The 21,965-nt window shown below is 28.4% G+C and carries 21 protein-coding genes; 7 read left to right on the forward strand and 14 right to left on the reverse strand.

What is annotated here, in order from left to right; translation table 11 throughout:
- Positions 1-7 precede the first annotated feature (7 nt).
- The 10 genes from ABVS04_RS01445 to ABVS04_RS01490 form a co-directional block, all read right to left on the reverse strand.
- A complete protein-coding gene (locus ABVS04_RS01445) occupies positions 8-1,024 on the reverse strand; it encodes a hypothetical protein (RefSeq protein ID WP_368028876.1) in 1,017 nt (338 codons plus the stop codon).
- Positions 1,025-1,026: 2 nt separating this feature from the next.
- On the reverse strand, positions 1,027-2,685 hold the full coding sequence (locus ABVS04_RS01450; protein WP_368028877.1) for a hypothetical protein: 1,659 nt from the start codon (positions 2,683-2,685) through the stop codon (positions 1,027-1,029).
- Between the two features lie 11 nt (positions 2,686-2,696).
- Positions 2,697-5,534 (reverse strand): RCC1 domain-containing protein, encoded by a 2,838-nt coding sequence (locus ABVS04_RS01455; RefSeq protein WP_368028878.1) that lies wholly within the window; start codon positions 5,532-5,534, stop codon positions 2,697-2,699.
- Complete coding sequence (locus ABVS04_RS01460) at positions 5,535-6,287, reverse strand: hypothetical protein (protein ID WP_368028879.1); 753 nt, start codon at positions 6,285-6,287, stop codon at positions 5,535-5,537. It lies immediately after the preceding gene.
- Positions 6,284-7,009, reverse strand: coding sequence for a hypothetical protein (locus ABVS04_RS01465; RefSeq protein ID WP_368028880.1), 726 nt, complete (start codon positions 7,007-7,009; stop codon positions 6,284-6,286). Before ABVS04_RS01465 ends, ABVS04_RS01460 begins: the two co-directional genes overlap by 4 nt.
- Positions 7,006-7,749, reverse strand: coding sequence for a hypothetical protein (locus ABVS04_RS01470; protein WP_368028881.1), 744 nt, complete (start codon positions 7,747-7,749; stop codon positions 7,006-7,008). The genes ABVS04_RS01465 and ABVS04_RS01470 overlap by 4 nt, the downstream gene beginning before the upstream one ends.
- Positions 7,750-7,868: 119 nt before the next feature.
- On the reverse strand, positions 7,869-8,597 hold the full coding sequence (locus ABVS04_RS01475; protein ID WP_368028882.1) for a hypothetical protein: 729 nt from the start codon (positions 8,595-8,597) through the stop codon (positions 7,869-7,871).
- Positions 8,598-8,680: 83 nt separating this feature from the next.
- A complete protein-coding gene (locus tag ABVS04_RS01480; RefSeq protein ID WP_368028883.1) occupies positions 8,681-9,238 on the reverse strand; it encodes a hypothetical protein in 558 nt (185 codons plus the stop codon).
- Positions 9,239-9,501: 263 nt separating this feature from the next.
- Complete coding sequence (locus ABVS04_RS01485; RefSeq protein ID WP_368028884.1) at positions 9,502-10,068, reverse strand: YceI family protein; 567 nt, start codon at positions 10,066-10,068, stop codon at positions 9,502-9,504.
- A gap of 216 nt (positions 10,069-10,284) precedes the next feature.
- On the reverse strand, positions 10,285-10,470 hold the full coding sequence (locus ABVS04_RS01490) for a hypothetical protein (protein ID WP_368028885.1): 186 nt from the start codon (positions 10,468-10,470) through the stop codon (positions 10,285-10,287).
- Positions 10,471-10,675: 205 nt separating this feature from the next.
- On the opposite strand from ABVS04_RS01490, the gene ABVS04_RS01495 reads away from it, so the two are divergent.
- The 5 genes from ABVS04_RS01495 to carA are packed head-to-tail and all read left to right on the forward strand — an operon-like array spanning position 10,676 to position 15,561.
- Entirely contained in the window at positions 10,676-11,782 is a 1,107-nt protein-coding gene (locus tag ABVS04_RS01495) for an alanine--glyoxylate aminotransferase family protein (RefSeq protein ID WP_368028886.1), read from the forward strand.
- Between the two features lie 4 nt (positions 11,783-11,786).
- Positions 11,787-12,632, forward strand: coding sequence for an ATP phosphoribosyltransferase regulatory subunit (locus tag ABVS04_RS01500; RefSeq protein ID WP_368028887.1), 846 nt, complete (start codon positions 11,787-11,789; stop codon positions 12,630-12,632).
- A 2-nt stretch (positions 12,633-12,634) separates the two neighbouring features.
- Entirely contained in the window at positions 12,635-13,885 is a 1,251-nt protein-coding gene (locus ABVS04_RS01505) for an adenylosuccinate synthase (RefSeq protein WP_368028888.1), read from the forward strand.
- Positions 13,886-13,891: 6 nt separating this feature from the next.
- Positions 13,892-14,443: a DUF507 family protein gene (locus ABVS04_RS01510; protein WP_368028889.1), complete on the forward strand. Its 552-nt coding sequence runs from the start codon at positions 13,892-13,894 to the stop codon at positions 14,441-14,443.
- The gene (gene carA / locus ABVS04_RS01515) at positions 14,443-15,561 is read left to right on the forward strand and encodes a glutamine-hydrolyzing carbamoyl-phosphate synthase small subunit (RefSeq protein WP_368028890.1); all 1,119 of its coding nucleotides are present in this window, start codon (positions 14,443-14,445) and stop codon (positions 15,559-15,561) included. The genes ABVS04_RS01510 and carA overlap by 1 nt, the downstream gene beginning before the upstream one ends.
- Before the next feature lie 59 nt (positions 15,562-15,620).
- Here the strand turns inward: carA and ABVS04_RS01520 are convergent, their stop codons facing one another.
- From ABVS04_RS01520 to ABVS04_RS01535, 4 genes are read right to left on the reverse strand one after another with little or no spacing between them, the layout of a single operon-like run.
- Positions 15,621-16,097, reverse strand: a complete 477-nt coding sequence (locus tag ABVS04_RS01520; RefSeq protein WP_368028891.1) for a phosphatidylglycerophosphatase A — start codon at positions 16,095-16,097, stop codon at positions 15,621-15,623.
- Positions 16,098-16,106: 9 nt separating this feature from the next.
- On the reverse strand, positions 16,107-17,000 hold the full coding sequence (locus ABVS04_RS01525; RefSeq protein WP_368028892.1) for a DNA-binding response regulator: 894 nt from the start codon (positions 16,998-17,000) through the stop codon (positions 16,107-16,109).
- Positions 16,997-18,121 (reverse strand): bifunctional 2-C-methyl-D-erythritol 4-phosphate cytidylyltransferase/2-C-methyl-D-erythritol 2,4-cyclodiphosphate synthase, encoded by a 1,125-nt coding sequence (locus tag ABVS04_RS01530; RefSeq protein WP_368028893.1) that lies wholly within the window; start codon positions 18,119-18,121, stop codon positions 16,997-16,999. The genes ABVS04_RS01525 and ABVS04_RS01530 overlap by 4 nt, the downstream gene beginning before the upstream one ends.
- Before the next feature lie 59 nt (positions 18,122-18,180).
- Positions 18,181-19,002 carry an HDOD domain-containing protein gene (locus ABVS04_RS01535; protein ID WP_368028894.1) on the reverse strand — a complete coding sequence of 274 codons (822 nt, stop codon included), beginning with the start codon at positions 19,000-19,002 and terminating at the stop codon, positions 18,181-18,183.
- Positions 19,003-19,188: 186 nt separating this feature from the next.
- Between ABVS04_RS01535 and thiC the strand changes: the two genes are divergently transcribed.
- Both thiC and ABVS04_RS01545 read left to right on the forward strand, forming a co-directional pair.
- Positions 19,189-20,541, forward strand: a complete 1,353-nt coding sequence (thiC, locus tag ABVS04_RS01540; RefSeq protein ID WP_368028895.1) for a phosphomethylpyrimidine synthase ThiC — start codon at positions 19,189-19,191, stop codon at positions 20,539-20,541.
- A gap of 195 nt (positions 20,542-20,736) precedes the next feature.
- Entirely contained in the window at positions 20,737-21,912 is a 1,176-nt protein-coding gene (locus tag ABVS04_RS01545) for a P-loop NTPase (protein ID WP_368028896.1), read from the forward strand.
- Positions 21,913-21,965: the final 53 nt, after the last annotated feature.

Raw genomic sequence — 21,965 nt, forward strand, 5'->3', positions numbered from 1 at the left:
CTGTCTTTTAATGATATAGTGTTTTAAAGGTAAATGTACTAATAACTAAGTTAATAACATCTGAACCTATAATAACAGTAACTAACATAGCAATCATCCAAAACATAAATCTCCATTGTAAAACCATATACACAATATTTTTCTCATACATTGTGTCACATGTCTGATATAACGCCCTAGTAACATCAGAAAAACTGGTTTTGCTTAATTCTGATAGTTTTATATCAGCTGTTATAATCGTAGGAAAATTATATTTTTCAAAAGCAACAAATAACTTCTTATTTTTATTGATTAATTCAGCCAAATCTTTGAAAAAAGGTCTAAGCCCTGGTTTAAAATAATCCTTTGATAATATCAATGAAGCTTTATGAAATGAAATACCAGCGCTTAGCATTCCATTAAGAATTCTAAACATAAACCTTCCATCTGAAAAAGCTTGTGTTTTAAATACTTTATAAAGCCACGCAGGTTTGGCTTGTTCTGTATAAATATATCCAAAAAATAGTAATGCTGTTATAAATATTGAAATACCTAAGCCTGAATATGCAATATCATAAGTAAAATATTTTGGAATTCCTAGAAATTGTTCAACATCTGGATTTAATTTCTTTAATTGAGCTACATCTTTTTGTAATAAATCTAAATACATTATAAGTCCATAAAAAGTAAATATAATAATACTCATGGGTACAAATATTGGATTTATCATTTTTAATAATAAATTAGAATTTGCTTTTTTAAAAGATAATACAAGTTTTAGTCCATCAATAGTATTTGTACTATTTACAACTAAACTATATTGAAAGCTATTTAAAAATTTATGTTTATGAAGTATGGCTTCAAGTTTATGTTTTCCCATTTCCATATCTTTTATGGCACCCATAAGTCTTTTCTTAAATTTGGTTTCTCTCGTAATTTGCTCACTATACAAAAGTAATGCCCTTCTTGTATTTGAACCATTTTCAAGTTTTGTAACCAAATAATCTAATAAAAAAGATTCATATGGATCGGAAAAAAAACTCATTATTAAAAGCCTTTAATATTTTTAAGAGTTACTATATAAACAATTTCTCTTCTTACATAAGATTTAGAATCTGTACCACCAATTGCAAAATCTTCTATTGGTAATATACCTTGATAATCTTTTGAATCATCATGAACAATTATTGAACCAACAATTGAAGTCTCCCCAAGATTTACTTCCCTTGAGATATTATAGTTTTGGTCATTGTATTCTGGAAGTTTAATTGTTGTTCCATCTACACTTACTTCATCAAACTGAATAAGTTTTTTAATACTTGGTGTTATATTTAAAAATATCTTATCCCTTGATATTTTTGCCATAGCTGTTATTGATGTTCCTTCTTTTAAAGTATTAACAGTAACATCTGATGTTGTTGTGTTTGTGTCAGCATCAGTAGTAGTTTCAATTTTTTCAACATAATCTGTATTATCTGTAATTGATTGAACAGTTGGGATATTGTTTTTTAGAACCAATACATTTTTACTGTAGTTTAAAACTTTTCCTATTTCATTATTTGCAGTTGCAGTTATGTTAAGTAATCTTGTAGCACTATCACTTGTAAATGCCAAGGCTCCACTTTCACCAATTTCTCGAATAACTCCAGTTCCTGAATTTGTTTGTCTATCATCTGAAAAAGAAGCTATTCCATATTCTCTGCTTTTATTTAAAACTAATTCAATTCTTTCAAACTCAATTACAGCCTCTTTTGCAAATGAAGATTCATAGGCTTTTGCAATATTTCTAACTGTAGCTTCTACTGATTTTGTAGATTTTAAGAATATTAATCCACTTGATTTATCAATATGATATGTTGAGATTTTATCAGTTGAAATTATATTTTTTAACATTTTATCAAGCTCATCATATAAAACTATTGATGAAGTATTTTCTACCTTGCTCTCACCTGTTGTCTCTTGTGTAGATGTTTGGCTACTTGATTTCATTTCTAATAAAGGAATATTTAACTCTATAACAACATCTTTATATCTTTTGATATTTATAGCTTCTGTATCATAATCAATATCTATAAATACATCTTTTGCATGAGATAATGAATTTAATACGTCTTTTAAATTTTTTGAACTAATAGTTACAATACTATTTTGAAAATCACTTCTATTTTCTATATAATTTCCGATATTTACTTCATATCCTGATTGTGCTGTTATTAGTTTAATTAATTCTTCTACTGAAATTTGACCTTCAAGTGCAAAGGGAAGATTTTCAATTGATTGTTTTCTAGTCTCACTTGTACTTAAAAGTTTTACAAGATAAATAGAACCAGTTTTTTTGATTGATAGTTCTTCATCTAAAACAGCATTTAAATACTCATTTAATTCTTGGATATTATGTATTTTGATTCTACTTTTTGGAATTAAAATATCACTACTTTTTAGATAATAGAAATTTCCATCAATTAATTCCATTTCTTTTAGAATATCACCTAAAGATTTGTCTTCAATAATAGAAATAAATTCTTTATTTTTAAACTTTTCATCTACAAGAGTGTCTGAGTAAGATTTTTTTATATCGTTATACTCTTTTTTATCAAAAGATTGCTTGGTTTTGTTAATCATCTCATCATGATAACTTTTTTCACTACATCCAATAAAAAGTAGTGAAAAAACCGTAAATGGGATTAAAATCTTAAAGTTTTTCAATATATAGTTCCTTATTTAAAATAAAATGCATAATCAAATCCGCCAATATATGTAGGAAATTTCAGAAAAAATTTGCCATCATAATAATAGTTATTATATGACATTTGGTTCTTTTTTTCAGCCTCTTGAGTGATAAATAATTTATTTATTGTACTAATTTTACTCACATCATATAAAGAAGTACTTAAAATAGGTATTGTTCTAGCAACATCGCCCCAACAATACATTTGAGAAGCACTTCCTAATCCAGTCATAGCACAAACAAAAGTTTTATTTGTCTCTTTTAGTTTGATATGAACATTATCTATCCCCCATGATTCATCAGTAAGTCTTTGTGCGAAAGACCATCCATTATATCCATCATCTGAAGGTAAAAGACCTCTGGTACTAAATTTAACTTTTAGTTTTGCTGAAGAATCTAGTTTTGTTTTTAATTTATAGTGATACCTTTCATCATTATCATTATTTACACTACCAGAAGAAGCAACATTTTGTAAAGCTTCTCCTGTGTCATTAACATCTTTCAAATATGGATGATCATCATGAATAAAATTATCTTCAACAAAAATCTCATCATTTAATGTTACAGTGAATCTTTCAAAATCCCAAGTATCTATTTCGTAGAAGTCAAATTCAACTTCAACTTCATTATTTGCATAAGCACTATTGAAAGAATATGTTTTTTCTATGTAGGATGGTTTATTTACATAATCTACTGATGGTTGCTTTGTGTAAAAAACTTCTTCTATATTAAAATTTCCTAGAAATTTAGTAACAGGTATTTGATCTGTACCATCATCAGTTACAGAAGTAACTCTAATATTTCCAGAACTATCTTTATTAATATCACTTCCCTTCCATTCTGTGGAAAGTCCATCTTCAAAATCTTCAAAAAACTCACTAATTACATTATCTAATTGAAAAATAGAGATATTTGAGAAATTCGCATAATTTGTACCATTTATTAGGTTTGATGCTGTATTTAGTTCACTTAAAGCACTATTGAAAATACTTTGTTCAGATGATTTACAAGTTCCACCATCAGTATCTTGGCAAGTAATAAAATCATTACTGCCTGAAATTGTCAAGTTTTTATCTGCATATAAATATAATTCAGAACCATTTTTTTCATATATAGATGCACTAATAGCACTACTTGGTATTTGACTTAATGCTCTAAAGCTGTTATCTCCATATGTTCTATAAAAAACATCATTAGCACCTTTTAAAATAAAATCTTTACTATTTGTAAAAATAGCATCAGGATTAAATTGAATAGAATTATTTAAAAGTGTAGGTTCTGTATAGATAGTTCCATTTGGTCTCTCTCCCCAAATATAAAACAAATTATTACTGTCAATAGCCCCAAATCCTTTTATATCTCTTAGTGCAAATATCTTTTTAAAAACTTGACCAGAATTTTTTACTTCTGTTGGAGAATTTTGAATTATAAATTTATCATCACTTCCTATTCCTAACGCACCATTATAGTTTCTACCAAAAGTGTAAATTTTACCAGCATCTGAAAGTACAGCAATTACGTCTTCTACCATTACTATATCAGTTAAGTATATTTCAGATGCATTTTCTAATTCATCTGATTTACCAGTATAGAAAAATATATTACGTTTTAAGATAGAAGTACTATTTTTAGATTCTTCTATATCTTCAAAATAACTTGAAGTAACTAATCCATTACAGTATAAATCTCCTCCAAATTTTTTTTGTACTCCATCAAAATAATCAAAAATGGGTGAAATACCACAAACATTTGTACTATTTAATGACATTTTTTCAAATTTAATTCTATATGGATTGTTATACCAATTTATTGATTTTTGTTCAGTATCACTTATTTGTACTTTTAACATAACAGGAGTATTTACATAATCAGGACTTAGTGTTTGATCTAATTGTCCATAAGTTTCTATTCCAGCTTTTTTGTATGAATTATTACCCCAGCAAAAAATATCTCCATTTGCTAGCATACAACCACCATCTCGTCTAAAAACTAAATCTTTTGAATCAGGAATATATGATAAAATTCTGTCTTCTAAATCAAGACTGTCATCCGTAGCTGTTAGTGCATCACCAATTCCTGCTGCTATCCATTTTATTGAAGCATCACCTTGATAATAGTATTCATACCAAGTACCATTTTTTTTCACATAAGCTTTGTCTCCAATATTAGCTTTTATATATTGTAAATCTTCCCAATCTTCTAAATAAATAGGAGATTCCTGATAAACTTCTATGGATGAACTTGCTGATTTACAGTATTTATAAATTAACTTGCCATTATTTAGCTCATAAAAATATAGATTACTTACACACTCTTGATTTGAAAGTTTGATTCTTTTGTTAGCATCATTTTCATTGATTAATGAAACTATTTCTTTTTGTATATCTGAATAAAGTATTTGTGAACCAATAGTGAGTTTCTCTTTTGTTGTATCGAATGGGGCAATAGTATTTACTCTAAATAATTTATTTATATAAAAATTATATAGATATTTATTATCTTCTTTATACTCACTCTCTTCTTTTATAACACCTTTTATATAAGCAGTATTATTTGTATCAAAAGTAATTTCCATATCTTCATTTGTAAGAGGATTTATTTTATTGAAGTTTGTTCCTAAATATTCTTTTGTAACTAGCTTATCCCAGTCTAGATTATTATCATCATCTTTGGGTATAGTTGCTGTTTGTAAAATATATTTATTTATAGCAAGTGCAATATATTCTTCTTTTTGGATTACATTTTTTATATTATTCATCATAGAGATATTTTCACTATCTGCATAAAGTAGATTTATAAAAATTAATATTGTAAAAATAATCTTCATTTACTCCACCTTCAAAATTTGTAAACTACCAGATGATGTATCAGTTAGTTTTACATATTTATATAAGTTTTCAACAAAAATATATGAACCTACTGCTAAATCATTTAGTTTACTATCACTTAATAAATTTATACTACTAACAGTAATATTTGCATTGTTAAAATTTATTTTATCATATTCTATCCATTGTGATGAGGCGTTATACCATCTAATGGTTTTGTTATTGTTATTGCAATATGTACTTGTTAATATTGAAGTACAAGTTTTTGCAATAGTATTTTCTGCTTTTAATAATGTAAAAATTGTTTTTGCTTCATCAGATTGAAAAATGATTTCTATGTATGATTTGGTTAAATCTGAGCTATCTTCATATGCTGAGGTATAGTTTCTATATAAATCTCTATTATAAAGTTTTACTATATAATTATCAATACCACTTGTTTTTTCATTTCGATATAGGTCATTTGTAATTGCATATTTTATTTTTAAATCGCTTGTGCTTTCAAATGCAATGTCTGAGCCCATTTTATTTGTGCTTGAAAAATTACTCCCAAGATAATCATCTGTTTTTAAGTTATCTAATGTTGGAATTTTGAATTCTGTCAAAAGATATTTTTCAAACATTTTTGCTATATTTTCTTCTATTTCAATCATGTTTTGAACATATAAAGCATTTTGTTTTTGAGCATTTAAACTATCTTCAGCTTTTAAAGATAAGGTAAAAATAAGTATAAATAAAAGATATTTAATCATTTTAATACCTCAATCCCAGAAGTTGTTTTAACATACTTTGATCCTGTTGTATCATAAAGTAATGCGCCTCTTGGAATAGTGTCAAACTCATCACTTGAAATTTGTAAAGAGGTATTGCTTGTGATTATAATTGGGCCTGTTTTAAATTTATCTATATGATAAGCCATTAGATAATCAGTGATAAGTCCTGAAGTATAAGTAGGTTTAATATAAATATGACTATTTAAAATACAGTTTTGATTTGCAACAGATGCACAAGGAACAAGTGCTCCAGTTGCTTTTATTAAATCATATAAATGTCTAGCAAAAGCATCTTCAAGTGTAAAATAAACTTTTTCATCTCTATAATAGGTTTTTTTTCTAAAAGTATCACTTTCATAAAGTGCTTTTATATTAGGATCTTCACTTATAGTAGTTTTTAAACCATAAGATATAGTATTTCCAGATATAGAAAATGTGTTAAAATTTGTTGCAAAATTTGAAATACCTTCAATAAATTCTGTACTTGTACCTAAATAATCACTTGTATATAAAGTCGTAATACTTGTAGGAACAGCATAATTTGTTAATAAATATTGTTCATATGCCCTTGCAATTGATTCTTCATTTTGTATAACTCTTTTTACATCTAGAAGTATTTTTTGTCTATAATCAAAATCATCTAATGATGCAGAAAAAAGTATTTGAAAGCTAAATATAAGTATAAAAAAGTTTTTAATCATAGTTCATCTTCCAATTTTAAATACAATCTTGTTTCCATCGCCGTTTCATTAAGAATTAATTTTTCTTTTATTTTTGATTTAAAAAATTCTTGTTTTCTAGTTTTTAATTCTGTTTCTGAGATTGAAGTTTCGCCTGTTGTTCTGAAATCTTGATAAAGAGAATCATATGGAGTAAAATCTTCTATATTTTTTTCTAAAACAGCTTCTATATCAACACTCCCTGTCGCATATAAAATATCTTCAGTTAAAAAAAATATAGCTTTTGTAATACTTTTTTCTAAATCATTATCTAATAAAACTCTATTCTTTTCAATATCCCCTACTTCAAAAGTATACTTTTTTGTACTTGTATCAGGCGAAATAGAGCTAAGATCTGTGATATTTTTTAACTTAGCTTTAAGGGCTAAAAGTTTCAGTTTTTGATCTTCACTTATTTCAAACTTTCCTTCCGAATTCACAAGTTCTTTGTTTGATAAGGTACTAGAATCATTTCGATCTAATAATAAAACTTTTTCCCAGTTACCACCACTTGGTAAGTGAGCTATAATTTCATCCCTTGTTACATCTTCTGGGTTTTTGTTATATTGCTTGGCTAAAAGGGTTTTAATATTGGAAATTATTTCATAGTTTTCTTGGATTTGTTTTGCTTCTTGCATATCATTATATGATTTGTATAAAGCAGATGAGGAAAATATAGCTGTAATAATAAGAGCTGATGATAGCCATATATTTCCAATCATTATTAAGATGCCTTTTTGGGTGAAAATAAAAACTAAATGCTATGAGTTAGGACTTAGTTTTTGTTTTCAAACGAAAAAACACTTAGGCTAAAAGCCTAAGTGTTAATTTTTTTTATATGTTAGTCTACAATATTTTGAGGCATATCTTTGAAGTAAACTGTAAAAACACCATCTGAAGCGGCGGTACTTGATGTTGAAGCATTAGCAGCAGGAACATCACCATCTGCATCTAGTGTTACTGCTGTACCATCAACAGTTGTTCTATCAATTGAAGCAACTGATGCTAAATCAGTAGCAATTTGGCTCTCTAAAAATGCTGCATTACCTGCTAATTCATTCAGTAATTGAACTCTAATACCAGGTCTAGTACCTGAATCACCAACAACCATACTTATGTTCATACCTGGGTTAGTTTCTCCACCAAAAGAAATTGCAGAATATGTATTTTGTTGACCTGCCGTGTTATTTGTAGCACTATATGTACCAACAGTTGTTGCATTATCACCAATTTCATCATTCATTTGATCAGCAAAGTACCCTAAAACTGCTAATCCTATCAATGTAGAATCCCCCGCAGGTATAGCAGCTCTTGCTGGAACTGCTTCAACTGGAGGATTAGCTGTAGGGTCAGCAGCAACGGCTGCTTGAGCAGCAACGGCAGTAACTGACTTTTCAATATCTCCAGCTCTAACTGCTAACTGTAAACCATTTCTAATATTATTAATCTCTGTAATAATACTTGTTTTTTGTGCGATACCTTCAATCTTATCACCTGTTCCACCAAATGTTTGGAACATGTAAATCATTGCTCCTACTACTACTATAACCATTGCTATTAACTGAGGCATTCTTCTATCCTTTTTTTTGAATTAAATTTTTTACTTTTGTGTCATTATTATATTACAACTTTTATAAAGTTGTGCCAAACTTTTTATTTATAAACTATACAAACAAAAAGACCATCACTTTTATTTGTACTTGTTCCTATAAAATTTTTCGTTCCCGTATCATAAGAAGTTCGATCTAATTCCGAAGTTCCAAATAACATTTTTTCACAATATTCTCTACCTGAGAAACTTTCTACAAATATAGCTTTGCTCATCAAGCTTGAATTTTTTGTCATATCAATTAATACTTTATATGAACTGTTATCACCTATATTTGGTATTAGTTGCCATGATACTGTACTTCCAGGAAATGTTAATTTTGAAGCTTCTTCATCTCCAAGGACATTATCGCTTGCTTCTGCAGGAGAAGTTCTTTTAATATTCCCCAATAAAATACCATTATCATAAAGCTCTTCAAAATTTACATTTTCCAGGCTTCCACCTGATTCAATGTAAGTATTTACAAAACCATCGACTGCTATAAACATCGATTTCATTCTTTCTAATTCTGCTGTGATAGTACTATCATCAGCCTCATATCTTGTAAAAAGTATAATCATAGCTGAGACAACTGCTATTATTGAAGAAACAAGATACGGCATTTTTATCCTTAAGTAGAGATATTCTAACTCTAAAGTTATTTTAACATAAGAGTTGTTAAATACTAGCTTAAATGAGTTATCAATAAATTATTTTTATGAGAATTAATTTACTATTTCATAATTAAATGAGTTAAAAGATTAGATAAATATTGAAGAATAGGTGTTTAATATTCTAGAATTGTGTAAATCTAGAATATTATAAATAATTTATAATATTCTATTTTTAAAGTTATTTTATTTAAATATTTAGAAATCTAAACTAATTATTTAGCTAAGACACCTTCCATTGATATTTGAAGTTTTACTTCTTCACCAACTGTAACTCCACCTGTTTCAAGTACTTTATTCCAAGTAATACCAAAATCTTTTCTATTGATTTTCCCAGTAAGTTCAAAACCTGCTCTTAAGTTTCCTTTTGGATCAGTTATTACTCCACCATTTTCTAATTCAAGCTTGATGTTTTTTGTAACACCTTTCATAGTAAAATCACCATATACAGCATTGTCTTCTATTTTTGTAGTTTTAAATTCAATTTTTGGAAATTTCTCTGCATCAAAAATATCATCTGCTTTTAGGTGAGTATCTCTTTTTTCATTTGCAGTGTTTATTGAAGCTACAATAATCTCTCCACTTAACGATGTTAATGTATTTGTTTTTTCATCATATTCAAATGATCCAGCAACGTCATTAAACTTTCCACTTACATTTGTAATCATCATATGTTTTACTGTAAATCCCACATTTGAGTGACTAACATCAATATTATAAGTTCCTGCAAATAATGCACTTGATGTAAGAAGAGAAGCAATTGTTAATTTTAAAAATTTCATTTTTATTATCCTTTTTTATATTGTTAATTGTAAAAGTGACTATTTCTAAATCAAAAATAATTTTTATGATTAGATACTTTGCAAAAATTGTACTAATAAATGATAATGATTGTCAAGAGTAATATGATTATTTCTTAAAAATATTTGTATTTTAGTATAGAATGAGAATTTAAAGTGATTTAGAAATAGTAGAAAATGATTCTACTATTTCTAAGATTAAGCTATTTTTTTAACTGCTTTTTTAACAGCAGTTTTTACTTTTTTTGTTTTTTTAAGTTCTAATTTTAAAACTTTTTTTGTAATTTTCTTAGCGATTTTTTTTACATCTTTTTTATCTGCAACTTTTTTTACTGCTTTTGTAGCAATCTTTGCAACTTTTTTCTTTTTTAATAATTCAGCCATTTGAATTCCTTGTTTTAAAATTTAATTATTACCAAAAAAGTAATATAATATAGAGATTGTACATAAAAATACCATATATGTCAAATAATAAAAAACTTTCTTATTTTATCGTGAAAAAGATTTTTATACTTAACCATTTAATAAACTATATTTAGATAAAATATTTCGTTTTGCTATAAAAGAATGAAAAAATAAGGATGCGATAATGCTATTGACGCCAGGTCCAACTCCAGTACCAGAATTTGTAAGAAAAGCAATGTCTGATATTACAATTCATCATAGAACTGTTGAGTTTGAAGCTATTTTTAAAAATACTAGAGAATTATTATTAGAATTATATGATATGCCAGAAGCTGTAATGTTAGCTTCAAGTGGTACAGGTGCTATGGAAGCATGTGTAATAAATTTAACACACAAAAAAGCACTAACTGTTAATTCAGGAAAGTTTGGTGAGAGATTTGGAAAAATCTGTGCAGCACAAAACATAGAATATACAGAAATAAAAAATGAATGGAATACACCAGTTAGTGTTGAAGCAGTTGTAGAAGCTATTAAAGCTGACCCTTCAATAGATGCTGTATTTATTCAAATTTGTGAAAGTGCTGGAGGATTAAGACATCCTGTAGAACTTATTGCCGCTGAAGTTAAAAAAATTAATAAAGATATTATGATTATTGCTGATGGAATTACAGCTCTTGGTGTTGAAAAAATCGACACTACAAATCTTGATGCAGTTGTAACAGGAAGCCAAAAAGCACTTATGTTACCTCCTGGTCTTGCAATGATTGGATTATCAAATGAAGCAGTTGCAAAAATAGAATCAAAACCAAAAGGTTATTACTTTAACTTAGCAATTGAAATTAAAAATCAAAGAAAAAATACAACTGCATGGACGGCTGCAACAACGTTGATTATTGGTTTAGGTGCAATTTTAGAAAAACTAAAATCTGATGGATTTGAAAACTTATATACTAAAACAGCAGCAAGAGCAAATGCTACAAGAGAAGCTTTAAAAGCTATAGGATTTGAAATTTATCCAAAAACTCCAGCTGATGCTATGACAACTGTTTACACAGAGCAATCAAGTGCTATTAGAAAGATATTAGAAAACAAATATAATGTAAATATTGCAGGTGGACAAGATCATTTAGCAGGAAAGATTTTTAGAATTAATCATATGGGATTAGTTGAAGATTTTGAAGCTTCGTGGGCTGTAAATGCTATTGAATTAGCACTTGATGATTTAGGTATTAGAACATTTGATGGAACAGCTAACAGAGTTTTTGCATCAAATATGTTTAAAGGAAAATAGATTAATGATTTTTGAACACGAAATTCCAAATGGAAGTCGATTATACTTTGGTGCAAGAGCAAAAGCTAAAAGAGTATTAGAAAATAAAGTTTGTCAGATTTTAGATAATGAAGAGTTTGAAGAGATTTTAACTCCAAACTTTTCATATTCTCAACATCAAGCAATTGCAAACGAAAAAAAACTAATAAGATTTTCAGATGAGCAAAATGAACAAGTATCTTTAAGAGCCGATTCTACTTTAGATGTGGTAAGAATAATTACAAAAAGATTAGGAAGAACAACAACTCATAAAAAATGGTTTTATGTTCAGCCTATTTTTACTTATCCATCAAAAGAAGAATATCAAATTGGATGTGAGTGGATAGATCATGATAATATTGCTGATATAATGAATTTAACAGCAAAAATATTAAAGGCTTTAAACATAGAGCCGATTTTACAAATATCAAATATAAATATTCCAAAACTAGTAGCAAGTGAATTAAATGTTAATATTGATTTATTTAAAAATGGTGAAATAGCATCACTATTTAAACTAAACTGTGATTGGTTAAATAAACTTATAAAAGTAAAAGATACAACAAGTTTAGAAAAAGTAATTCAAATAGTACCAGAATCAATTAAATGTGAATTAGAAAAATTACTTCAAAAAGCAAATGAAGTAGAATATTCAAATATCATTATAGCTCCACTTTATTATGGATCTTTAAGATATTATAATGGTATTTACTATAGAGTGATAAATGACAATTTAACTTTATGCAAAGGTGGTATGTACTCAAGTGAGGGTATGTGTTCATTAGGTTTTGCATTATATACAGATAATTTATTAAAAATTTTAGAGGATTAAGAATGAGCGCAGATGTAATAGTTGGTATTCAATGGGGAGACGAAGGTAAAGGTAAGATAGTTGATATGCTTGCTCAAAATTATGATATGGTTTGTAGAAGTCAAGGCGGACATAATGCAGGTCATACTATTTGGGTTGATGGAGTAAAGTATGCACTACATTTAATTCCTTCAGGAGTATTAAATCCAAAAGCAATAAATGTTATTGGAAATGGTGTTGTATTGTCACCTGAAAATATTATCAAAGAGATGAGTCAATTTAAAAATTTAGAAGGTAGATTGTTTATCTCTGATAAAGCACACTTAAATCTAAATTATCATGCGTTAATTGATCAAGCTAAAGAAAAATTAAAAGGTGCAAAAGCTATTGGTACAACTGGAAAAGGTATTGGGCCTGCTTACTCTGACAAAATTAATAGAGTAGGACATAGAGTTGGAGAATTACTTGATCCTGCTAAATTAACTAAATCTATTTTAGACTCTTTTGAACAAAATAGAGCTATATATGATGTTTTAGAAATTGCAACTCCAAATGAAGCTGAACTATTGGCAGAATTAACAGAATATAAAAATAAATTAGCTCCATTTATTACAAATACTACAAATATGGTTTGGAAAGCTCTTGATGAGAATAAAAAGATTTTATTAGAAGGTGCTCAAGGAACAATGCTTGATATTGATCATGGAACATATCCTTATGTAACTTCTTCTTCAACTGTAAGTGCAGGAGCGTGTACTGGTCTTGGTGTAAATCCAAAAGATATTGGAGTTGTAACAGGTATTACAAAAGCATACTGTACAAGAGTTGGAAATGGTCCTTTCCCATCAGAAGATTTTGGTGACGAAGGTGAAACTATGGCTGCTGTTGGTAAAGAATTTGGAACAACAACAGGAAGAAAAAGAAGATGTGGTTGGTTTGATGCAGTTGCTGTTAAACATGCAGGTAGATTAAATGGATGTGACCAATTAGCGCTTATGAAGCTTGATGTTTTAGATGGCTTTGCAAAAATCAAAATTTGTGTAGCTTATGAACTAAATGGAGAAAAAATTGACTTTGTTCCTTCAAGTTTAGATGATGTAAAACCTATTTATGAAGAGATTGATGGATGGGAAAGTGTAGTTGGAATTAGAGATTATGATGCACTTCCTGAAAATGCTAAAAAATATATTGAAAAGATCGAAGAAGTTACTTCTGTAAAAGTTGGAATTGTTTCAACTTCTCCAGAAAGAGACGACACAATTATAAGGGGGTAGAAACACATGAGAATGAAATTACATCATACACCATATGTCTCAAGAAGAATTACAAGAGACTTAGCTAGTTGTGACTTTGTAGAGATTAGAAAAGAAAAACATAGTATTGAAGCTGAAATTGAAAGAATTTTAGATGCTGATATAGAAAAAGAGTTTGGCTTAGATGAAAAAGTTCAAGAAATTTTAGATGCACAAGAAGAAGAAATTGAGTATTTAAATGCAGATAGAAGACAACTTTTTTGGATGACTAAAAAAAGAATGGCAAATGATTATGGTGTTATTTTAAATAACGAAGATAGATTTTCAGACATTGCACATCAAATATTAGATTATTTATGGGAAGAAGATTTTATACATTATACATGTTCTGATAATCAAATTAAAAATGTAATATTTGCTTCGTTAGATGATTTTATAAAAGGTTTTGATAAAGCAGATGCTGAAGTATTAGGTAAATTAAGAAATTATAAAAGAAAACTTATACCTGGAACTGAGGATTATGATTTAGTTTATCATAGATTATATGAAGAGGAATTAACAAAAAGAGGATTGATTTAATGCAAAACGTATGGATATATTTAGAAAATGGGACTTTTTTAGAAGCGAAATCTTTTGGTGCAACAGGAACAACTGTTGGAGAAATAGTTTTTAATACATCATTAACTGGATACCAAGAAATTATTTCTGATCCTTCTTATGCAGGACAATTTATTACTTTTACAATGCCAGAAATTGGTAATGTTGGTGTAAATGATAATGATATGGAAAGTAGAAATTGTCACTGTAAAGGTGTATTAGTTAGAAACTACCATAATGATTACTCAAATTATAGAGCACAAGGAAATTTAGATTCATTACTAAAAGAGCATGGTGTTTTAGGAATTTGTGATATTGATACTAGATATTTAACAAAAATGATAAGAGATGAGGGGGCTATGATGATGATAGCTTCAACTGAAATTTCAGACAAAGATGAATTAGCAAAACAATTAGCAGCAAGCCCTAGAATTGAAGATATCAACTATATTGAACAAGTATCTACAAAAGAGTCTTATATTCATAAAGCAGGAGCTTGGGATCATAGTATTAAAGCTTATAAAAAAGCTGTTATGAGTGATAAAAAAGTTATTGTTATTGACTTTGGAGTTAAAAGAAATATTTTAAATGAATTAGTTGAATCAGGTTTAGAAGTAGAAGTAGTTCCTTCAACTTTTCAAGCTGATGATTTAATATCAAGATTTGAAGCTAAAGAAATTGGTGGAATTTTCTTATCAAATGGACCAGGTGATCCTCTAACTTTAACAGCAGAAAAGGAACAAGTACAAAAACTTATAAATGCAAATATTCCAATGTTTGCTATTTGTTTAGGTCACCAAATGCTTTCTATTGCTCATGGTTATGATACATATAAACTAAAATTTGGTCAACACGGTGGTAACCATCCCGTTGCAAATAATGGTGTAGTAGAAATTACTGCACAAAATCATAACTATAATGTTCCTGATAATATTGTAGAAATCGCTGAAATCACTCATATAAATTTATTTGATAATACTATTGAAGGTGTTAAATATAAAAATAAAGAGATTTTCTCAGTACAACATCACCCAGAAGCTAGTCCAGGACCACATGAGTCAAAGTATATCTTTAAACAATTTTCTGATATCGTAAAATAACTGAATAAAAAAAAGGGAACTTCCTATGAAGTTCCCTTTTTTTAATTAGTAAAGTTTTTTTATAAAATAAATTTTTCAATTAACTGATATGTTCCCGCTGTTGCAACTCCTGCTGCAAATCCAGCAACTACATCATCGCCCATTACTCCCATTCCACCTTTTACATCTCTATCAATTTTAGCTATGATAGATGGTTTCCAGATGTCAAAGATTCTAAAGAAGATAAATGCTAATGGTGCCATGATAATCATATTTCCACTATTTATTCCACAGATTGCAAGTGTTATCCACATTCCTGCTAGTTCATCTATTACGATTTCACTGTTATCATGTGTTTGTGTTTCATTTTCATAAATATCAATTTGTTTTATTGCAATCACTGTAATTAGTAGGGCAAGTAAGAAAAGTGTTGAAACATGTAAAAACTCTAATAAAAATAATCCTAAAAAAAGTGATACAAATGAACCTACAGTTCCTGGGGCTTTTGGGCTTAGCCCACTAAATCCTACTGTTAAAAAAAATCTTCTTAAGTTCACTTTAATTCCTTATTTTTTCTTTTCGATATCTAGTTTTTTTCTTTTTTCCCAAAGTGATTTTCTTGAAATTCCTAGTTTTTTCGATAATTCAGTATCAGGGTATTTATTTTGATAAGATAAAACCATCATTTTTACATAATCATTTATTGTCATAATATTAGATGCTCCCCCTAATAAAATATTTTCATTATTAAATTCAATCTTTCTATATGGAAAATCATTTTCTTGTTCTAATGTTGAAACAATACAGTTTTTATCTTCAATGATTTTTATTACATTTTCTTTAGCATTTTTCTTTAATGTATGATAATCAGTTAAATAAATTATAGTTTTACCTTGAATTGCATTAATCTGTTTTTGCCATAAAGATGATGTTAAAGATATAAATGTAATTGGGAGATCCATTTTTCTTGATAATTCAAAAACTAATTTATCTGCACATTTTTGAGAATTTGTTTCTACTAAAGTTGGAAATGATGGCGGTAGCAATACATCTGTAGTATCTATATCTGACATTGTAAAACTAAAATATTCTCTTAGCGTTTGGAGTTCTCTTCTTATGCTTCTACACTCTTTATAATGGTAGATTTTTCTAACTAATTCATCCATAATAAATGGTTTCATAATATAATCTTTTGCACCATCTTTTATAGGATTGGTAACCGTTTCATCTGATATATATGATACTAATAAAAGAATAATTGCATTTTCACTATATCTTTTGATTATATTTTTACATAGTGCCGATGGTAATGATGTTGATAATAGAATTGTGTCATACTCTTTTGTAAGATTATCTATATTTGGTGATTCTATGTAATCACAACTATGTCCATCATCAAGTAGTCTCGATACTACTTTTTGAGCTAGGTAAATTTCATTTTCTATTATTAGTATATTCATTTATTTTTCCAATTATAATATTTAACAGTTGCTATACTTTGCACAGCAATTCCTTCTTCTCTTCCTATAAATCCCATTTTTTCTGCTGTAGTTGCTTTTATGTTTATAAATTGTTTGTCAATATGCATTAATTTTGCCATAGAGCTTTTTATTTCATTTTTAAATGGATTAATTTTTGGTTTTTGAGCAATTATTGTAAGATCCACATTTACTATTTCATAACCTACATTACAAAGAAATGTGATTATATGCTCAAGTAAGATTTTTGAGTCGATTCCTTTATATTTGTTATCAGTATCAGGAAAGAACTCTCCAATATCTCCTGCTCCAATAGCACCTAAAAGTGCATCAATAACAGAGTGAATTAAAACATCTCCATCACTATGTGCTTTGAAACCAAAATCATATGGAAGTTTTATCCCACCTAAAAACATCTCTTTATTATCTTCAAAGGCATGAATATCAATTCCTGTTCCTGTAAAAAAGTTTTTTGAAGGTTTTTTTAAACATGGCAGCTCATTTAATTCATTTCCAAGTGTTAGCTTTTTACTCTCAATGCTACCTTGAATATATTTAATAGATCCATTTATGTTTTTAATAGCAGAACTTTCATCTGTAAATTCTATCGTAGTATTTAAAGCAATTTTTAGAGTTTGAGTGTTTGATAGCTGTGGGGTTTGAATGAGTTTTACATTATCTCTATTTATTGTATTTGTTTCATAAACAACTGTATCTGTAACATTTAAAACAGGAACTATACAATCAGCATTTTCTTTTTCGTTTAATAGTGTTTCAATAACATTTTGAGGAATGCAAGCACGTGCAACATCACTAATCATTACATATTTTGTTGTAACTTCGTTTAAGCAATTTAAGATTGATTGTTGTCTTGTGTTTCCACCTTTTACAAAAATAAAGTCATCGGTGAAGTTTTTCATATAGGTTAATTCATTTTCATGGGAAGCCACAATTACTTTAGAAAATGTTGAAAATGAAGCTAGTCTTTTGGTAACATTTAACCATAAAGGTTCATCTCCTATTCTAATCCATTGTTTTTTGGTTTTATGTTCAAATCGCGTGGAATTCCCAGCACATAGAACTATAAGAGTAACATCTAACAACAAAAACCCCTTTGTGTAAAAAAGTTACAAATTATAGTATATTGTTACTTATGCATTTGTTAAGAGTTTTGTTTAATTACTTCTTTAATCACATCAATTGAATTTAAAAATTGTTCAACATCTAAATTGAAAAGAGCAACTTTTTTTAAAGCTTTTTCAATATTTTTATCACTTAATGGATCTCTAATATCACATAAAATTTTTATGATATGTAAAATTTGTGCTTTTTGTTTGAAAGATTGGGGACATGAATCCAAATCTTCTGCATAAGCAATTGGAAAAATTATATTATGACTTAAATTCCAATGTTTAAAAACATTTGCAGTGATTCGTCCACAAGTGAATCCCATATATTTTTCTTCACAGAGACTTATGTCTTTTGTTTCATTTAATTCTTGTAAAAATTCTTCAGTTCTTTTCTCTTTTTGAATAACTTCAGAAATAATAAATTTACCTACCTCTTGTAAAAATGCAGGTAATAAAAGCTCATTTTTCAAATCAAAATCTATTGCAGAAATCCAAGTATTTACTATATTTGTAGCTAATGAACTTGTATAAATAAAATCTTGATTAGAAACAGCATATGCTAATAAATTAGATTTCATTGTATTTTGAACTGCTGAACCAATTGCAATTGAGACTGTAAATTTAACACCTAAAAGGTTTATCGCACGACTAAGTGTTTCAATTTTACTTCTAAATCCAAACATACTTGAATTTGCTACTTTTAAAATATTTGCAACCATTAATGGATCTTTTTTTATAATTTCCATTAATTTTTCAATATCTATATTATCCGCATTCTTATAATCATCAAGTTCAATAACACTTGATGGAAGAGGCGGAAGAGAATTTATCTCATGTATTATTTGTTTTTTCATTTTTCCCCTAAGTGCAAATAAATAAATTTGAAAATTTAACTTTTTTAATTATTTTGTTAATAATTATATAGAAAAGAAACTTATATGATTAATAATTTAAAAGTAATTACTTGAATTAAGCTTCTCTAAATATTTTTAGCTATAATCTTTAGACATTCAACATATAATAAATTATAGGATTTAAAAATGAGAAACTGGTTAGACAATCATAAAAATGACAAAATTAGAACTCAAATGTATTATGCAAAACAGGGAATTATCACGCCAGATATGGAATATGTGGCAAAAATTGAAAAACTTGATCCTGAGCTTATTAGGGCTGAGATTGAAAGAGGAAGACTAATAATTCCAGCAAATGTTAATCATAAACATTTAGTTCCAATGTCAATTGGAATTGCATCTTCATGCAAAATAAACGCAAATATTGGTTCTTCTGCACTTGCTTCAAATGTTGAAGGTGAGATAGAAAAAGTTGATGTTTGTTTAAAATATGGTGCTGATACAATCATGGATTTGAGTACAGGTGGTGACTTAGATATGATTAGAACAGCTGTAATAGAGCACTCAACTGTGCCAATTGGTACTGTGCCTATTTATCAAATCTTACATGACTGTAAAGATAAAATCGAAGATTTATCTATTGAAGTTATGTTAAAAGTTTTAGAAAAACAAGCTCAACAAGGTGTTTCTTACTTTACAATTCACGCAGGATTCTTACTTGAATTTATGCCTCATGTTGCAAAAAGGAAAATGGGAATAGTAAGTCGAGGTGGTTCTTTAATGGCGGCTTGGATGATGCATTATCATAAAGAAAATCCATTTTATGAAGCTTTTGATGAGATTTTAGATATTTGTGCAAAATACGATGTATCTTTATCTTTAGGAGATTCATTAAGACCTGGATGTTTAGCAGATGCGTCTGATGAAGCACAATTAAGAGAGTTAAAAGTTCTTGGAGAATTAACTTTAAGAGCTTGGGAAAAAGATGTTCAAGTTATGATTGAAGGTCCTGGTCACGTTCCTTTAAATCAAATTGAAAGAAATATGAAACTTGAAAAAGAGTATTGTCATGAAGCACCATTTTATATCTTAGGACCATTAACTACTGATATTGCTGCTGGTTATGATCATATTTCATCTGCAATTGGTGCTGCTGTTGGTGGATGGCATGGAGCTTCAATGCTTTGTTATGTTACTCCAAAAGAACACTTAGGTTTACCAAATGCAGAAGATGTTAGAAATGGTATTATTGCATATAAAATTGCTGCTCATAGTGCTGATATTGCACGTGGTAGAAAAGGTGCGAGGGATATTGATGATGAAATGAGTGATGCTAGATATGGATTTGACTGGAATAGACAATTTGAACTTTGTTTAGACCCAGAAAGAGCTAAAGAGTATCATGATGAAACTCTTCCTCAAGATGTATTTAAAGAAGCAGAGTTTTGTTCAATGTGTGGACCTAAATTTTGTTCATATAAAATAACTCAAAAAATCGTTAAAGAACACGGTCAAGCGATGATTGATATTGCTGGATAATTTTCTTCTTTTATAGTAGATACTTTTTGTATCTACTATTTTCTAAATTCTTCATTATTCTTGATTTTTATTCTTTTATTCTTTTTATTCTTTTGCTAAAATACTTACAAATTAAATTAATGCTCGTCAATTAAGACAAGAATTATCCTATTTTAATTATAATAATGAAAATTTAAAAAATTAAAGGAATTTTACATGGTAAATGTAGAAGATATTAAAAAAGAATTAGAAAAAGTTAAATATCCTGGGTTTGCAAAATCAATTGTTGAATTTGGATTTGTAAAAGATGTTCAAGTAAATGGAGCTAATTGTTTAGTAGTCCTTGATATTACATCAACAGCAGCAGAAGTTGAAACACAACTAAGAAAAGAAATAACTGCCTGTCTAAGCGCTATTGGAATGAATGTTACATTAAATTTCAATAAGCCACAAGAACAAAAACAATCTAGTAATAGTGTAAGTGGAAAAAACATTGCACCTCAAATTAAAAAAATTGTAATGGTAAGTTCTGGTAAAGGTGGAGTTGGAAAATCAACTACAACTGTAAACTTAGCAGTTGCAGCAGCAATGCAAGGTAAAAAAGTAGGTATTCTAGATGCTGATATTTATGGACCAAACATTCCTCGTATGATGGGTTTAAATGGGAAAGAAGTTGAAGTTGTAGGAGATAAAGCAAAACCTTTAAATGCATTTGGTGTTGATGTTATGTCTATGGGTATGTTAATGGAAGAAGGTCAAGCTCTTATTTGGAGAGGTGCTATGATTATGAAAGCAATCCAACAATTATTAAGAGATATTTTATGGGAAGAGTTAGATATCTTATTTATTGATATGCCTCCAGGAACTGGTGATGCTCAATTAACTTTGGCTCAAAGTGTACCTGTAAGTGCTGGTATTAATGTTACAACTCCTCAACACGTAGCTCTTGATGATTCAAGAAGATCATTAGATATGTTTAAAAAACTTCATATTCCTGTTGCTGGAATTGTTGAAAATATGAGTGGATTTATTTGTCCATCGTGTAATACAGAATCTGATATTTTTGGAATGGGAACTTGCGAAGCATTAGCTACTCAATATAATACTCAAGTGTTAGCGAACTTACCAATCGAACCTGCAATTAGAGAAGGTGGAGATGTTGGTAAACCAATAGTTTATTTTGCTCCTGAATCAATCTCTGCAAAAAGATATATGATGGCTGCTGATAAGTTAATTCAATTTTTAGCAAGTATTGATGATAACATTGATAACTCTGCAATTCAACCAACAACACCTCCAGGCGTTAGTGCATGCTCAACAGCTGCTGCTAAACCAAAAGAACAACCTAAAAGTTCGGGAGAAAGTTGTGGTACTGGATGTGGTTGCCACTAATAGTATTTAGATAAAAAGCCTTTAGGCTTTTTACTAAATTTTAATAAGATAAA

Origin of the sequence: Arcobacter sp. s6, assembly GCF_040884245.1 — a bacterium.
Lineage (GTDB): Bacteria > Campylobacterota > Campylobacteria > Campylobacterales > Arcobacteraceae > Aliarcobacter.

What these genes read in the sequence shown, in the direction of transcription:
- ABVS04_RS01500 (WP_368028887.1), top strand. Translation starts at nt 11,787, where the DNA reads ATGATTTTTGAACACGAAATTCCAAATGGAAGTCGATTATACTTTGGT.
- ABVS04_RS01455 (WP_368028878.1), bottom strand. Translation starts at nt 5,534, where the DNA reads ATGAAGATTATTTTTACAATATTAATTTTTATAAATCTACTTTATGCA.
- ABVS04_RS01470 (WP_368028881.1), bottom strand. Translation starts at nt 7,749, where the DNA reads ATGATTGGAAATATATGGCTATCATCAGCTCTTATTATTACAGCTATA.
- thiC (WP_368028895.1), top strand. Translation starts at nt 19,189, where the DNA reads ATGAGAAACTGGTTAGACAATCATAAAAATGACAAAATTAGAACTCAA.
- ABVS04_RS01475 (WP_368028882.1), bottom strand. Translation starts at nt 8,597, where the DNA reads ATGCCTCAGTTAATAGCAATGGTTATAGTAGTAGTAGGAGCAATGATT.
- ABVS04_RS01480 (WP_368028883.1), bottom strand. Translation starts at nt 9,238, where the DNA reads ATGCCGTATCTTGTTTCTTCAATAATAGCAGTTGTCTCAGCTATGATT.
- ABVS04_RS01535 (WP_368028894.1), bottom strand. Translation starts at nt 19,002, where the DNA reads ATGAAAAAACAAATAATACATGAGATAAATTCTCTTCCGCCTCTTCCA.
- ABVS04_RS01525 (WP_368028892.1), bottom strand. Translation starts at nt 17,000, where the DNA reads ATGAATATACTAATAATAGAAAATGAAATTTACCTAGCTCAAAAAGTA.
- ABVS04_RS01545 (WP_368028896.1), top strand. Translation starts at nt 20,737, where the DNA reads ATGGTAAATGTAGAAGATATTAAAAAAGAATTAGAAAAAGTTAAATAT.
- ABVS04_RS01495 (WP_368028886.1), top strand. Translation starts at nt 10,676, where the DNA reads ATGCTATTGACGCCAGGTCCAACTCCAGTACCAGAATTTGTAAGAAAA.
- ABVS04_RS01505 (WP_368028888.1), top strand. Translation starts at nt 12,635, where the DNA reads ATGAGCGCAGATGTAATAGTTGGTATTCAATGGGGAGACGAAGGTAAA.
- carA (WP_368028890.1), top strand. Translation starts at nt 14,443, where the DNA reads ATGCAAAACGTATGGATATATTTAGAAAATGGGACTTTTTTAGAAGCG.
- ABVS04_RS01445 (WP_368028876.1), bottom strand. Translation starts at nt 1,024, where the DNA reads ATGAGTTTTTTTTCCGATCCATATGAATCTTTTTTATTAGATTATTTG.
- ABVS04_RS01465 (WP_368028880.1), bottom strand. Translation starts at nt 7,009, where the DNA reads ATGATTAAAAACTTTTTTATACTTATATTTAGCTTTCAAATACTTTTT.
- ABVS04_RS01490 (WP_368028885.1), bottom strand. Translation starts at nt 10,470, where the DNA reads ATGGCTGAATTATTAAAAAAGAAAAAAGTTGCAAAGATTGCTACAAAA.
- ABVS04_RS01485 (WP_368028884.1), bottom strand. Translation starts at nt 10,068, where the DNA reads ATGAAATTTTTAAAATTAACAATTGCTTCTCTTCTTACATCAAGTGCA.
- ABVS04_RS01510 (WP_368028889.1), top strand. Translation starts at nt 13,892, where the DNA reads ATGAGAATGAAATTACATCATACACCATATGTCTCAAGAAGAATTACA.
- ABVS04_RS01460 (WP_368028879.1), bottom strand. Translation starts at nt 6,287, where the DNA reads ATGATTAAATATCTTTTATTTATACTTATTTTTACCTTATCTTTAAAA.